Source organism: Serratia sp. CY43202 (assembly GCF_052168755.1).
GTDB classification, from domain to species: Bacteria; Pseudomonadota; Gammaproteobacteria; order Enterobacterales; family Enterobacteriaceae; genus Serratia; species Serratia bockelmannii.
This window is the reverse complement of the sequence record NZ_JBJNMB010000010.1, coordinates 16,134-30,897: the sequence shown is the minus strand read 5'-3', so window position 1 is coordinate 30,897 and position 14,764 is coordinate 16,134. Positions and strand designations below refer to the sequence as shown.

13 protein-coding genes are annotated in these 14,764 nt (G+C 58.7%); 12 read left to right on the top strand and 1 reads right to left on the bottom strand.

Annotated features, from left to right (window positions below):
• The first annotated feature begins 141 nt into the window (after positions 1-141).
• The 9 genes from skp (at position 142) to ACJ8J5_RS20000 (ending at position 11,611) form a co-directional block, all read left to right on the top strand.
• Complete coding sequence (gene skp / locus ACJ8J5_RS20040; protein WP_025304031.1) at positions 142-639, top strand: molecular chaperone Skp; 498 nt, start codon at positions 142-144, stop codon at positions 637-639.
• Between the two features lie 3 nt (positions 640-642).
• The gene (gene lpxD / locus ACJ8J5_RS20035) at positions 643-1,665 is read left to right on the top strand and encodes a UDP-3-O-(3-hydroxymyristoyl)glucosamine N-acyltransferase (RefSeq protein WP_025304030.1); all 1,023 of its coding nucleotides are present in this window, start codon (positions 643-645) and stop codon (positions 1,663-1,665) included.
• 160 nt (positions 1,666-1,825) lie between these two features.
• Entirely contained in the window at positions 1,826-2,281 is a 456-nt protein-coding gene (gene fabZ, locus ACJ8J5_RS20030) for a 3-hydroxyacyl-ACP dehydratase FabZ (protein WP_004931962.1), read from the top strand.
• A gap of 3 nt (positions 2,282-2,284) precedes the next feature.
• On the top strand, positions 2,285-3,073 hold the full coding sequence (gene lpxA, locus ACJ8J5_RS20025; protein WP_025304029.1) for an acyl-ACP--UDP-N-acetylglucosamine O-acyltransferase: 789 nt from the start codon (positions 2,285-2,287) through the stop codon (positions 3,071-3,073).
• 3 nt (positions 3,074-3,076) lie between these two features.
• The gene (gene lpxB, locus ACJ8J5_RS20020; RefSeq protein ID WP_038878789.1) at positions 3,077-4,225 is read left to right on the top strand and encodes a lipid-A-disaccharide synthase; all 1,149 of its coding nucleotides are present in this window, start codon (positions 3,077-3,079) and stop codon (positions 4,223-4,225) included.
• On the top strand, positions 4,222-4,815 hold the full coding sequence (gene rnhB, locus ACJ8J5_RS20015; RefSeq protein ID WP_049195379.1) for a ribonuclease HII: 594 nt from the start codon (positions 4,222-4,224) through the stop codon (positions 4,813-4,815). The genes lpxB and rnhB overlap by 4 nt, the downstream gene beginning before the upstream one ends.
• Positions 4,816-4,897: 82 nt before the next feature.
• The gene (gene dnaE / locus ACJ8J5_RS20010) at positions 4,898-8,386 is read left to right on the top strand and encodes a DNA polymerase III subunit alpha (RefSeq protein WP_025304027.1); all 3,489 of its coding nucleotides are present in this window, start codon (positions 4,898-4,900) and stop codon (positions 8,384-8,386) included.
• A gap of 12 nt (positions 8,387-8,398) precedes the next feature.
• Positions 8,399-9,358, top strand: coding sequence for an acetyl-CoA carboxylase carboxyl transferase subunit alpha (gene accA, locus ACJ8J5_RS20005; protein WP_019455765.1), 960 nt, complete (start codon positions 8,399-8,401; stop codon positions 9,356-9,358).
• Positions 9,359-9,469: 111 nt separating this feature from the next.
• A complete protein-coding gene (locus ACJ8J5_RS20000) occupies positions 9,470-11,611 on the top strand; it encodes a lysine decarboxylase LdcC (RefSeq protein ID WP_025304026.1) in 2,142 nt (713 codons plus the stop codon).
• A 4-nt stretch (positions 11,612-11,615) separates the two neighbouring features.
• Here ACJ8J5_RS20000 and ACJ8J5_RS19995 read toward each other — a convergent pair whose 3' ends face one another.
• On the bottom strand, positions 11,616-12,161 hold the full coding sequence (locus ACJ8J5_RS19995) for a MarR family winged helix-turn-helix transcriptional regulator (RefSeq protein ID WP_025304025.1): 546 nt from the start codon (positions 12,159-12,161) through the stop codon (positions 11,616-11,618).
• Between the two features lie 147 nt (positions 12,162-12,308).
• On the opposite strand from ACJ8J5_RS19995, the gene ACJ8J5_RS19990 reads away from it, so the two are divergent.
• From ACJ8J5_RS19990 to cadC, 3 genes are all read left to right on the top strand, one after another.
• Positions 12,309-12,542, top strand: coding sequence for a glutaredoxin domain-containing protein (locus tag ACJ8J5_RS19990; protein ID WP_060435087.1), 234 nt, complete (start codon positions 12,309-12,311; stop codon positions 12,540-12,542).
• 110 nt (positions 12,543-12,652) lie between these two features.
• Positions 12,653-13,042, top strand: a complete 390-nt coding sequence (locus tag ACJ8J5_RS19985) for a VOC family protein (RefSeq protein ID WP_025304023.1) — start codon at positions 12,653-12,655, stop codon at positions 13,040-13,042.
• Positions 13,043-13,131: 89 nt separating this feature from the next.
• Entirely contained in the window at positions 13,132-14,688 is a 1,557-nt protein-coding gene (gene cadC, locus ACJ8J5_RS19980) for a lysine decarboxylation/transport transcriptional activator CadC (protein ID WP_049203373.1), read from the top strand.
• Positions 14,689-14,764 lie beyond the last annotated feature (76 nt).

The following is a 14,764-nucleotide window of genomic DNA, read 5'->3' as shown; positions in this document are numbered from 1 at the left end:
GGCATAACAGTTATTAAGAATCGCAATGGCCAGGCGCCCGCCGGCAGAGGGAGATGATTCTCATTGTTTGGTGGGACAAGTCTGGCAAATTGTGTACTTCAGTGTCATATGACACAAATGGGTGATGGTAAGGAGTTTATAGTGAAAAAGTGGTTGTGTGCCGCAGGCCTCGGTTTAGCAATGGCTGCTTCAGCTGGCGTTCAGGCAGCAGATAAGATCGCTGTCGTTAACGTCTCCAGCATTTTCCAACAGCTGCCGGCCCGCGAAACGGTCGCTAAACAGCTGGAAAACGAGTTTAAAGGCCGTGCAAGCGAACTCCAGAACATGGAACGTAGCCTGCAGACCAAAATGCAGCGTCTGCAGCGTGACGGCGCTACCATGAAAGCCAGCGATCGCAGCAAGTTGGAAAAAGACGTGATGGCGCAGCGCGAGCAGTTCTCTCAGAAAGCGCAGGCTTTCGAGCAGGACAACCGTCGTCGCCAGATGGAAGAGCGTAACAAGATCCTGAGCCGCATTCAGGACGCGGTGAAATCTGTCGCCAGCAAAGGCGGTTATGACGTGGTGATCGACGCCAACGCCGTTGCCTATGCAGACTCTTCCAAAGATATCACTGCTGACGTGCTGAAACAGGTTAAATAACACATGCTTTCAATTCGACTGGCTGATTTAGCGCAGCAGTTGGATGCACAATTGCACGGTGATGGCGATCTCGTCATCACCGGCATTGCTTCTATGCATTCGGCACAGCCTGGCCAAATCACGTTTTTGTCAAACAGCCGCTATCAAGAGCAGCTGTCTTCCTGCCAGGCAAGCGCCGTGGTGCTTACCGAAGCGGATTTACCACACTGCCGTGCTGCGGCGCTGGTGGTTAAGAACCCTTACCTGACCTATGCGCGCATGGCGCAGCTGATGGACACCACGCCGTCGCCGGCCCAGGATATCGCGCCAAGCGCGGTGATCTCACCTGAAGCGCAGCTGGGGCAGAATGTCGCCATTGGGGCGAACGCGGTGATCGAGTCGGGTGCGGTGCTTGGCGATAACGTGGTTATCGGCCCGGGCTGCTTCATCGGCAAACACGCACGCATCGGCGCGGGAACGCGTCTGTGGGCGAACGTCACGATTTATCATGCGGTCGAAATCGGCCAGCGTTGCCTGATCCAGTCGGGCACCGTGATCGGCGCAGACGGTTTCGGCTATGCGAATGAGCGCGGCGAGTGGATCAAAATCCCTCAGTTGGGCACGGTGATTATCGGCGATCGCGTCGAAATCGGCGCTTGCACTACCATTGACCGCGGCGCTTTGGATAACACCCAAATCGGGAATGGTGTTATCATCGACAACCAATGCCAGATTGCACATAACGTCGTGATTGGCGACAATACCGCCGTCGCCGGCGGTGTGATCATGGCCGGCAGCCTGAAAATCGGCCGCTACTGCCAGATTGGCGGTGCCAGCGTGATCAACGGTCACATGGAAATTGCCGACAAGGTGGTTGTCACCGGAATGGGAATGGTTATGCGACCAATCACCGAACCTGGGGTATACTCTTCGGGCATTCCGTTGCAGCCTAACAAGGTTTGGCGTAAAACCGCTGCGTTGGTGATGAATATCGATGAGATCAGCAAACGCTTGAAAGCTGTCGAACGTAAAGTCGGAAAAGACTAATCATTGCCGCCCGCCCTGGCGGGTACAAAACGAAACGCGTTGGTCGTGAGACCAAAAGCGCAAAGAGATGTTAATTTGCGGCCTGCATGATGATCTCCTTTTGGGGTCAGCGCAGGCCGTGTTGTTGATGCCATCAGTTTTTAGAGACAGGAAGAGTATTTTGACTACTGACACTCATACTCTGGATATTGCAGAAATTTTGGATCTGCTTCCTCACCGTTACCCGTTCTTGCTGGTCGACCGCGTCCTCGAGTTTGAAGAGCACAAATATCTGCGTGCGGTGAAGAACGTATCGGTGAACGAACCGTTTTTCCAGGGCCACTTCCCTGGCAAACCGATTTTCCCAGGCGTATTGATCTTGGAAGCCATGGCGCAGGCCACCGGTATCCTGGCGTTTAAAAGCGTCGGTAAACTGGAGCCGGGCGAGCTGTATTACTTCGCCGGTATCGACGAAGCACGCTTCAAGCGCCCTGTGGTGCCAGGCGATCAGATGGTCATGGAAGTCACCTTCGAGAAAACTCGCCGCGGCCTGACTCGCTTCAAAGGCGTAGCGACCGTTGACGGTAAAATTGTCTGCGAAGCAACCATGATGTGTGCCCGCAGCCGGGAGGCTTAATCCGTGATTGACCAAACCGCCTTTATCCATCCTAGCGCGATAGTCGAAGAGGGCGCCGTGATCGGCGCCAACGTGCATATCGGCCCTTTCTGCTACGTCGGCTCCCAGGTGGAAATCGGCGCCGGCACGGTGCTGAAATCCCACGTGGTGGTGAACGGCATTACCAAGATTGGCTGCGATAACCAGATTTATCAGTTCGCTTCCATCGGTGAAGTGAACCAGGATCTGAAATACGCAGGCGAACCGACGCGCGTTGAAGTGGGCGATCGCAACCGCATCCGCGAAAGCGTCACCATTCACCGCGGCACCGCGCAGGGCACCGGCCTGACCAAAGTGGGCAACGATAACCTGCTGATGGTCAATGTGCACGTTGCTCACGACTGTGTGGTCGGCAATTCTTGCGTGTTGGCCAACAATGCCACGCTGGCGGGGCATGTGGAAATCGACGATCACGCCATCATTGGCGGCATGACGGCGATCCATCAGTTCTGCATTATCGGCGCGCATGTGATGGTAGGCGGTTGTTCCGGCGTCGCTCAGGACGTGCCTCCTTTCGTCATCGCGCAGGGCAACCACGCGACGCCGTTCGGCGTCAACGCGGTCGGCCTGAAGCGCCGCGGTTTTGATAAGGATGAAATGCAGGCGATCCGCAACGCCTACAAAATCCTGTATCGCAGTGAAAAAACGCTGGATGAAGCGAAGGCGGAAATCGAAGCCCTGGCCAAAGAGCAGCCGGTGGTGCAGCAGTACCTCGATTTCTTCACCCGTTCTACCCGCGGCATCATTCGCTGAGTTATGTCGAATCGTCCATTGACTATCGGATTGGTCGCCGGAGAAACCTCCGGTGACATTCTCGGCGCCGGTTTGATCCGCGCGCTCAAGGCGCAGATCCCCGACGCGCGTTTCGTTGGCGTCGCCGGTCCGCTAATGCAGGCCGAAGGCTGCGAAGCCTGGTACGAAATGGAAGAGCTGGCGGTCATGGGCGTGGTGGAAGTGCTCGAGCGCTTGCCACGCCTGTTGAAGATCCGCAAGGATCTCACTCGCCGCTTCGGTGAGCTGCGGCCGGACGTGTTTGTCGGCATCGACGCGCCGGACTTCAACATCACGCTGGAAGGCCGCCTCAAGCAGCGCGGCATTCGCACCATCCACTACGTCAGCCCGTCCGTGTGGGCCTGGCGACAAAAGCGCGTTTTCAAAATAGGCAAAGCCACCGATCTGGTGCTGGCCTTTCTCCCTTTCGAAAAAGCGTTTTACGATCGCTTCAACGTGCCCTGCCGGTTTATCGGCCACACCATGGCGGACGCCATGCCGCTGCAGCCCGATCGGTTGGCGGCGCGCGCTCAGCTTGGCATCGCTCCGCAGGCGCGCTGTTTGGCTTTGCTGCCGGGCAGCCGCGGCGCCGAAGTCGAGATGCTGAGCGCCGACTTCCTCAAAACCGCGCAGCTGCTGCGCACGCGTTATCCCGAGCTGGAAGTGGTGGTGCCGCTGGTTAACGCCAAACGGCGCGAGCAGTTTGAGCGCATCAAGGCCGAGGTTGCGCCGGATCTGACGGTACACCTGCTGAACGGCCAGGGGCGCGAGGCGATGATCGCCAGCGACGCGGCGCTGCTGGCGTCCGGCACGGCGGCGCTGGAGTGCATGCTGGCCAAGTGCCCGATGGTGGTGGGCTATCGCATGAAGCCGTTCACTTTCTGGTTGGCGCAGAAGCTGGTGAAAACGCCTTACGTTTCGCTGCCGAATCTGTTGGCGGGGCGCGAAATTGTCACCGAGCTGCTGCAGCATGACTGCGTGCCGGACAAACTGGCCGCCGCCGTGATGCCACTGCTGGAAGAGAGCCCGGAAACCGAAGCGCTGAAACAAACTTTTCTTACCTTGCACCAAAGCATCCGTTGCGGTGCGGACGAACAGGCCGCTCAGGCTGTGTTGGAGCTGGCGAAAGCATGATTGAACCCTTTATCTATCCCGCTGCCACGCTGATTGCCGGTGTGGACGAAGTGGGCCGCGGCCCGTTGGTCGGCGCGGTGGTCACCGCTGCCGTGATCCTCGATCCGGCGCAGCCGATCGTCGGTCTGGCGGACTCCAAGAAACTCAGTGAAAAACGCCGCCTGGCGCTGTATGACGAAATCGTCGCCAAGGCGCTCTCCTGGAGCCTGGGGCGCGCCGAACCGGCGGAAATCGACCAGCTGAATATTTTGCACGCCACCATGTTGGCGATGCAGCGCGCGGTGGCCGGGTTGCATATCGCGCCGGACATGGTTTTAATCGACGGTAACCGTTGCCCGAACCTGCCGATGCGTTCGCAGGCGGTGGTGAAGGGCGACAGCCGTGTGGCGGAGATCAGCGCGGCGTCCATTCTGGCGAAGGTCACGCGCGATCGCGAAATGGCCGAGCTGGACAGCGAGTTCCCGGACTACGGTTTCGCGCAGCATAAAGGCTACCCGACCGCCTTCCACCTGGAGCGGCTGGCCGCGCTGGGCGCCACCGAGCATCACCGCCGCAGCTTCGCGCCGGTGAAAAGGGCGCTGGCGCTGTAGCCTGCGGGCCTGGTTAATCAGGCTCGACGATAGCATTAACCCGGGCTCAGCCTGCTGAGCCCCTTCAATCAGGTATCTGGAGATGGCCGAACCTCGTTTTATTCACCTGCGCGTCCACAGTGACTACTCCATGATTGATGGATTGGCCAAGACGGCGCCGCTGGTGAAAAGAGCCGCCGCGTTAGCCATGCCTGCTCTGGCAATCACTGATTTCACCAACCTGTGCGGGCTGGTGAAGTTCTACGGCAGCGCGCACGGCGCCGGGATCAAACCGATCATCGGCGCGGATTTCCATGTGCAAAGCGATGAGCTGGGCGACGAACTGGCTCAGCTGACGGTGCTGGCCAGCAACAACGAAGGCTACCAGAACCTGACGCTGCTGATTTCCCGCGCCTATCAGCGTGGCTACGGCGCCGCCGGCCCGACCATTGATCGCGACTGGCTGATTGAACATCGCGAAGGGCTGATCCTGCTTTCCGGCGCGCGTCAGGGCGACGTCGGCAAGTTCCTGCTGCGCGGTAACCAGGCGCAGGTGGATCAATGCCTGGACTTCTACCAACAGTATTTCCCGGACTGTTACTACCTGGAACTGATCCGCACCGGCCGCCCGGACGAAGAGAACTATCTGCATGCGGCGGTGGCGCTGGCCACCGAGCGCGGCTTGCCGGTGGTGGCCACCAACGACGTGCGTTTCCTGGTAGAAGACGATTTTGACGCCCATGAAATTCGCGTCGCCATTCACGACGGATTTACGCTGGACGATCCCAAGCGGCCGCGCAACTACAGCCCGCAGCAATACATGCGCAGCGAAGACGAGATGTGCGAGCTGTTCGCCGACATCCCGGAAGCGCTGCTGAACAGCGTCGAGATCGCCAAGCGCTGTAACGTCACCATTCGCCTCGGCGAATACTTCCTGCCGCAGTTCCCAACCGGCGATATGAGCACCGAGGACTTCCTGGTGCTCAAATCGAAAGAGGGCCTGGAAGAGCGTCTCGAGTTCCTGTTCCCCGATCCTGAAGTGCGCGCGCAGCGCCGCCCGGAATACGACGAGCGTCTGGACGTTGAGCTGAAGGTGATCAACCAGATGGGGTTCCCCGGCTACTTCCTGATCGTGATGGAGTTTATCCAGTGGTCGAAGGACAACAACGTGCCGGTAGGCCCAGGGCGCGGCTCCGGCGCCGGTTCTCTGGTGGCCTATGCGTTGAAAATCACCGACCTCGATCCGCTGGAATTCGACCTGCTGTTCGAACGCTTCCTGAACCCGGAACGTGTTTCGATGCCCGACTTCGACGTCGACTTCTGCATGGAGAAGCGCGACCAGGTGATCGAGCACGTGGCGGAGATGTACGGCCGCGAAGCGGTATCGCAGATCATCACCTTCGGGACCATGGCGGCGAAAGCGGTTATCCGCGACGTAGGCCGGGTGCTGGGGCACCCGTACGGCTTCGTCGATCGCATCTCCAAACTGGTGCCGCCGGATCCGGGCATGACGCTGGAGAAAGCCTTTGCCGCCGAACCGCAGCTGCCGGAGATTTACGAGGCCGATGAAGAGGTCAAGGCGCTGATCGACATGGCGCGCAAGCTGGAAGGGGTAACGCGCAACGCCGGTAAACACGCCGGGGGCGTGGTGATCGCGCCGACCAAGATCACCGACTTCGCGCCGCTGTACTGCGACGCCGAAGGGCACCATCCGGTGACCCAGTTCGACAAGAACGACGTGGAATATGCCGGGCTGGTGAAGTTCGACTTCCTCGGCCTGCGCACCCTGACCATCATCGACTGGGCGCTGGAAATGATCAACGCCCGGCGCGCCAAGACCGGGCTGGAACCGATCGACATCGCCGCCATTCCGCTCGACGACAAGAAAAGCTTCGACATGCTGCAGCGCTCGGAAACCACGGCGGTGTTCCAGCTTGAATCGCGCGGCATGAAAGATTTGATCAAACGCCTGAAGCCCGACTGCTTCGAAGACATGATCGCACTGGTGGCGCTGTTCCGTCCGGGGCCGCTGCAGTCAGGGATGGTGGATAACTTCATCGACCGCAAGCATGGCCGCGAAGAGATCTCCTACCCGGACATTCAGTGGCAGCACGAGTCGCTCAAGCCGGTGCTGGAACCGACCTACGGCATCATCCTGTATCAGGAACAGGTGATGCAGATTGCCCAGGTGTTGGCCGGCTACACCTTGGGTGGCGCGGATATGCTGCGTCGTGCGATGGGTAAAAAGAACCCGGTCGAAATGGCCAAGCAGCGCGGCGGCTTTGAAGACGGCGCGAAATCGCGCGGCATCGACGGTGAACTGTCGGTGAAAATCTTCGACCTGGTGGAGAAATTCGCCGGTTACGGCTTCAACAAATCGCACTCCGCCGCCTATGCGCTGGTGTCGTATCAGACGTTGTGGCTGAAGGCGCACTATCCGGCCGAGTTTATGGCGGCGGTCATGACCGCCGATATGGACAACACCGACAAAGTGGTGGGGCTGGTGGACGAATGTTGGCGCATGGGGCTGAAGATCCTGCCGCCGGACATCAACAGTGGCCTGTATCACTTCCACGTCAACGACGACGGCGAGATCGTTTATGGCATCGGCGCGATCAAGGGCGTGGGGGAAGGGCCGATCGAGGCCATTATCGAGGCGCGCAACAGCGGCGAACAAGGTTACTTCAAAGACCTGTTCGACCTGTGCGCGCGCTCTGACATCAAGAAACTGAACCGCCGCATTCTGGAAAAACTGATCATGTCCGGGGCGTTCGATCGCCTTGGGCCGCACCGCGCTGCGCTGATGAATTCGCTCGGCGACGCGTTGAAAGCGGCGGATCAGCATGCGAAAGCCGAAGCTATTGGCCAGGTGGATATGTTTGGCGTGCTGGCGGAAGCGCCGGAGCAGGTGGAGCAATCCTACGCCAATATCGCGCCCTGGCCGGAGCAGGTGGTGCTGGACGGTGAACGGGAGACGCTGGGGCTGTACCTGACTGGTCACCCGATCACCCAGTACCTGAAGGAAATCGAACGTTACGCCGGTGGCCAGCGTTTGAAAGACATGCACCCGACGGATCGGGGCAAAATGACTACCGCCGTCGGGTTGGTGGTCGCCGCGCGGGTCATGGTGACCAAGCGCGGCAACCGTATCGGCATCTGCACGCTGGATGACCGTTCGGGCCGTCTGGAAGTGATGCTATTCACCGAAGCGCTAGAAAAATACCAGCATTTGTTGGAAAAAGACCGTATCCTTATCGCCAGTGGACAGGTCAGCTTTGATGACTTTAGCGGCGGGCTTAAAATGATGGCCCGCGAGGTAATGGACATCAGTGAAGCCCGGGAAAAATACGCTCGCGGGCTTGCTATCTCGCTGACTGACAGGCAAATTGATGACCAGCTTTTGAACCGTCTCCGTCAGTCGTTGGAACCCCATCGCTCGGGGACGATTCCAGTGCATCTCTACTATCAACGGGAAGATGCGCGAGCCAAGCTGCGTTTTGGCGCAACCTGGCGCGTGACGCCCACCGACCGCTTGTTGATCGATTTGCGGACGTTGGTAGGCAATGAGCAGGTGGACTTGGAATTTGACTAAAATAGGAATGCTATGAGTCTGAATTTTCTTGATTTTGAACAGCCGATTGCAGAGCTGGAAGCGAAAATTGACTCGCTGACTGCAGTCAGCCGTCAAGACGAAAAATTAGATATTAATCTGGACGAAGAGGTTCAGCGCCTGCGTGAAAAGAGCGTTGAGCTGACGCGCAAGATTTTTGCCGATCTTGGGGCCTGGCAGATTGCCCAATTGGCACGCCACCCGCGCCGTCCTTATACCCTGGATTATATCAAACACATCTTTACCGACTTCGAAGAGTTGGCGGGCGATCGCGCTTACGCTGACGACAAAGCGATCGTCGGTGGCATTGCGCGCCTGGATGGCCGCCCGGTGATGATCATCGGGCACCAGAAAGGCCGTGAAACCAAAGAGAAGATCCGCCGCAACTTCGGCATGCCGGCGCCGGAAGGTTACCGTAAGGCGCTGCGCCTGATGGAAATGGCCGCCCGCTTCAAGATGCCGCTCATCACCTTTATCGATACTCCGGGCGCTTATCCGGGCGTGGGTGCGGAAGAACGCGGCCAGTCAGAAGCCATCGCGCGCAACCTGCGTGAGATGTCGCGTCTGAACATCCCGGTCATCTGCACCGTCATCGGCGAAGGTGGCTCCGGCGGCGCGCTGGCGATCGGCGTGGGCGATAAAGTGAACATGCTGCAGTACAGCACCTACTCGGTGATTTCGCCGGAAGGCTGTGCCTCCATCCTGTGGAAGAGTGCCGACAAGGCACCGCTGGCCGCAGAAGCGATGGGCATTACCGCACCGCGTTTGAAAGAGCTGAAGCTGATCGACTCGGTGATCCCGGAGCCGCTGGGTTCTGCACACCGCGACGTGCCGGCGATGGCTGCCGCGCTGAAAGCGCAGCTGCTGGCCGATCTGAAAGATCTGGATGGTCTAAACGACGAAGAGTTGCTCAACCGTCGCTACCAGCGTCTGATGAACTACGGCTACTGCTGAGTTCTGTTCTTCGCTGCAAGAAACCGCCTCCGGGCGGTTTTTTTTTGGCTACACACCGCCGGATTTTCGTGGTGTTATAGAGACTTGGCCGTTAACTGACAGGAGCTGCCGATGAATATCATCGCCATCATGGGCCCGACGGGCGTCTACTACAAAGATGAGCCGATCCGCGAGCTCCACGCTGCGCTGGCCACCATGGGATTCCAACTGGTGTACCCCAAAAACAGCGGTGACCTGCTGAAGCTGATCGAAGCCAATGCCCGCATCTGTGGGGTGATCTTCGACTGGGACGACTACAGCCTGGAGCTGTGCAGCGAGATCAACGAGCTGAACGAATACCTACCGCTGTACGCCTTTATCAATACCCACTCCACCTTCGACGTCAGCCTGCATGAAATGCGCATGGTGCTCTATTTCTTCGAGTATGGCCTGAATGCGGCGGACGATATCGCGCAGCGCATCCAGCAGTACACCGCAGAATATATTGATACCATTACGCCGCCGCTGACCAAGGCGCTGTTCAACTACGTGCGTGAAGGGAAGTACACCTTCTGCACGCCGGGCCACATGGCCGGTACCGCGTTCCAAAAAAGCCCGGTGGGCTGCCTGTTCTATGACTTTTTCGGCGCCAATACCCTGAAGGCCGACATTTCGATTTCGGTCACCGAGCTCGGCTCGCTGTTGGATCACACCGGGCCGCACCTCGAGGCCGAAGAGTATATTGCGCGTACTTTCAACGCCGAGCAGAGCTATCTGGTTACCAACGGCACCTCCACCGCCAACAAGATCGTCGGCATGTATTCGGCGCCGGCGGGCAGCACGGTGCTGATCGACCGCAACTGCCACAAATCGCTGTGCCACTTGCTGATGATGAGCGATATCGTTCCGATCTATCTGCGCCCGCTGCGCAACGCCTACGGCATCCTTGGCGGCATTCCGCAGCGTGAGTTCACCCGCGCCAGCATCGCCGCTCGGGTGCAGGAGACCCCGAACGCCACCTGGCCGGTGCATGCGGTGATCACCAATTCCACCTATGATGGCCTGCTGTATAACACCGACTACATCAAGCAGACGCTGGCAGTGCCGTCGATCCACTTTGACTCCGCCTGGGTGCCTTACACCAACTTCCATCCGATTTACGACGGCAAGAGCGGCATGAGCGGCGATCGGGTGCCCGGTAAGGTCATCTACGAAACCCAGTCCACCCACAAGCTGCTGGCGGCCTTCTCCCAGGCCTCGATGATTCATATCAAGGGCGACTACGACGAGAGCACCTTCAACGAAGCCTACATGATGCACACCACCACCTCGCCGCACTATGGCATTGTGGCATCGATGGAGACCGCCGCCGCCATGCTGCGCGGCAACCCGGGGCGCCGCTTGATCAATCGATCGGTGGAGCGCGCGCTGCATTTTCGCCGTGAAGTGCAGCGGCTGCGCGAGGAGAGCGACAGTTGGTTCTTTGACATTTGGCAGCCGGAGGAGATCGATGAGGCGCAGTGTTGGCCATTGGATCCTGACGATAACTGGCACGGCTTCGGCCAGACCGATCGCGATCATATGTACCTCGATCCGATCAAGGTGACGATCCTGACGCCGGGCATGAACGAGCTGGGTGCGCTGGAGGAAGAGGGGATCCCGGCGGCGCTGGTGGCGAAGTATCTCGACGAGCGCGGCATCGTGGTGGAGAAGACCGGGCCGTACAACCTGCTGTTCCTGTTCAGCATCGGCATCGACAAAACCAAGGCGATGAGCCTGTTGCGCGGCCTGACTGATTTCAAGCGCGCCTACGATCTCAACCTGCGGGTGAAGAACATGCTGCCGGATCTGTACGCCGAGGATCCGGATTTTTATCGCCATATGCGTATCCAGGATCTGGCCGCCGGCATTCATCGGCTGATCCGCCAACACGATCTGCCGCGCCTGATGCAGCGGGCGTTCGACGTGCTGCCTGAAATGAAGCTGACGCCGCACCAGATGTTCCAGGAGCAGGTGCGCGGCAATGTGGAAACCTGCGAGCTGGATCAGTTGGTGGGCAAGGTGGCGGCCAATATGATCCTGCCTTATCCGCCGGGCGTGCCGCTGGTGATGCCGGGAGAAATGATCACCGAAGAGAGCCGGGCGGTGCTCGATTTCCTGCTGATGCTGTGCTCTATCGGTGAGCGCTATCCCGGTTTTGAAACCGACATCCACGGCGCCAAACTGACGGAGGACGGGCGCTATCTGGTGAAGGTGTTGAAAGCGCCAGCATAATCGTTTAGGCGAATTCTCGGCAGATCAGGTTCACGCTGTCGAGCGGCAGCGGTTCCTGTGTCAGGCCGCAAAACGGTTGGCCATTGCGCTGCTGGTGATAGCGGCAGCGGTGGCATTCGCCGAACAGCGCCGCATTTTCCTGCCGCTGCAGTTGGCGCAGCAGCTGGGTTAACAGCGCCTGCAACTGTTCGCCGTCCTGCTGCATGGCGTCTTGCGCCTGCTGCAGATAGGCAGGAGGAAACAGAGTCTCCATTAAACTTCGCGATTTTTCTGTCAGCCGCAGCCGCACGCTGCGGCGATCCTTTGCGTCCGCCGTGCGGGCGATCATGCCGTTCAGCTCCAGCTTTTTCAGCGATTGGGACACCGTTCCCTTGGTCAGGCCAAGGTATTCCGCCACGGCCATCGGCGTGTTGGAGTAATGATTACAGCGTGCCAGATAGTAGAGCGCGCTCAGCTGCACCGGCGGCAGGCTTTCCAATTCTTCGTGGCTGCGCAGCCAGCTGCGTTGCAGGCTATTCAGGCGTTCAAGCAGATCAAACAGTTTTAGCATCGTATCCTCATCAGGCTGCGTAAATAGTATCGATTAAAAACTATATTGACAAGTCATTGGTGCTGGCATACTGTTCACATTGTTTCGATTCGAAACAATATGGGTAAGTAAACGTGCCCGAAACCGTCAATACCAAGGAGAATGAGGATGACTAAGGCCGTGTTTTATCATGCCGGCTGCCCGGTATGCGTGAGTGCCGAACAGCAGCTGTTGGGACTGTTGAGCGATAACGTGCAGGTGGAAGTGGTGCACCTGGGGGAACGCCCAACGCGCGTGGCGGAAGCTGAGCGCCTCGGCGTGCAGAGTGTACCGGCGCTGGTGGTCGATGGGCAGGTGCTGCACATCAACTTCGGCGCGGCGTTGGTGGATCTGAAGGCCTGAGACGCCGTGTGCTGAATCATGCCCCGCGGCAATCCGCGGGGTTTTTGCCGTTGACGTCATCGCCGCCGCCGGATACCGTGCCCCATCAGAATGAACAGGAGAGGGTTTCTATGCTGGGATTACGTCAGGTGCATCACATTGCGATCATTGGCGCGAACTACGCTGCCAGTAAGCATTTCTATTGCGATATTCTCGGTTTTACCCTGCTGAGTGAAGTTTACCGCGAGGAGCGCGACTCCTGGAAAGCGGATCTCGCGCTCAACGGACAATACACTATCGAACTGTTTTCTTTCCCTTCGCCGCCGGCCCGCGTCAGCCGCCCGGAGGCCTGCGGCCTGCGCCATCTGGCGTTCAGCGTTGACGACATCGATCGGGCCATCGCCCATCTGCAGGCGGCCGGCGTTGCCTGCGAACCGGTGCGCGTCGATCCCTACACCCAATCCCGCTTTACCTTTTTCAGCGATCCTGATGGTTTACCGTTAGAATTATACGAGAGTTAACGGCTTAATCGCCTCCCGGCGGCCACAGCCGGGGGCGGTTATGCTATGATCGCGCCCTTGCCCTACATGCCTACAGAGTTATTTCCGCCATGCAAGAGCCTGCTTTTCGCGTCGGGGAGTGGCTGGTTACCCCTGCCGACAACACCATCAGCCGAGACGGCCGCCAGAAAACGCTGGAACCGCGCCTGATCGACATGCTGTGCTATTTCGCCCGGCACCCCGATGTGGTGCTGAGCCGCGACGAGCTGATCGACAACGTCTGGAAGCGCAATATCGTCACCAACCACGTGGTGACTCAATGTATTTCAGAGCTGCGCAAATACCTGAAAGACGGCGACAGCGACAGCCCGGAATACATTATCACCGTGCCCAAGCGCGGGTATAAGCTGGCGACGTCGGTGATATGGTGTGAAGAGGGAGAGACGCAACCCGCTCCCGCACAGGCGCCGCAGATCGCGGTGATCATGCATGAGCCGGAAGACGGCAGCGATGACGACGACGAGACGCCGTACGTGCCGCCGAGCCGGCCCCGAGCGCCGGTCGCCGCGCCTGACGAAAAGCTGCCGCGCTTTTATCTCCGCTCGACGTTCTGGGTGTGGCTGGCGTTTCTGGCGGCGCTCAGCGTCTGCGTGGCGTTTGTCGGCATCGCCACGCTGTCGCAGCGCGTGCCGGTTTCGACCATGCCGGTGCTGCTCAACCCGCGCGATATCGATATTCGCATCCAGGGCGGCGAGAGCTGCAGCAACTGGATGCCGCAGCTCTCTTATGTGGTGGGCGTCAGCGAGCTGATCACCGATTCGCTCAACACCTACTCGACCTTCCTGGTGCACGACCAAACCAATTACAACTATTCCGGCCCCAGCAACTCGGGCAAGTCGCTGTATATCGAGTTCGTCAATCAGCGCCACTACCGCGCCCAGCAGTGTTTCCTGTCCGTGCGGCTGGTGGATAACGCCGACAGCTCAATCATGTTGGACAAGCGTTACTTCATTACCGCCGATAACCAGCTGAAGATCCAAAGCGATTTCCTCGCCAGCCTGTCCACGGCGCTGAAGCAGCCCTGGCCGCCGCAGTTGGAGCAGCGTCTGGCACAGCTGCTGCCCGACAACGGGCCGCTGCTGCAGCGCTTCTACCAGGCACATCAATTGTTGATCCACGGTGATGCCGATTCGTTGACTCGCGCCAGCGCTCAGCTGAGCGAGCTGATTAAAAGCGCGCCGAATTTCCACTACCTGCTGGCGGAAAAGGCGCTGGTGGATGTGCTGCGCAATTCTTACCAACCGTTCGACAGCCAGGCCTTGGCACAATTGCGCGCCGATATCAGCCATCTGACGACGATCCCCGAATTGAAAAACACGCCGATCATGCAGCAAGTTCTGGCGGTCGATGCGTTGGCGCAGGGGCGCATTGACGAGGCGCACCGGGCGATCGATCTGGGGATTGAGTTGCAAATGTCGTGGCTGAATTATGTGTTGCTGGGTAAAGTGTATGAAATGCAGGGGCAGAATCATTTGGCGGCGGATTCTTATATTACCGCGTTCAATTTGCGCCCCGGTGAGGATACCTTGCATTGGATCACCAATGGCGTATTCCAGACGTCATTGACCAACGTGGTGCCTTATTTAAATAACTACCAGCACCAATAATTAACCGATACTACGCCGCCATTATTCTCCGGGAATGCTGTCGGCGTTATTTATTGGTGAAGACATGTTGCGCCAT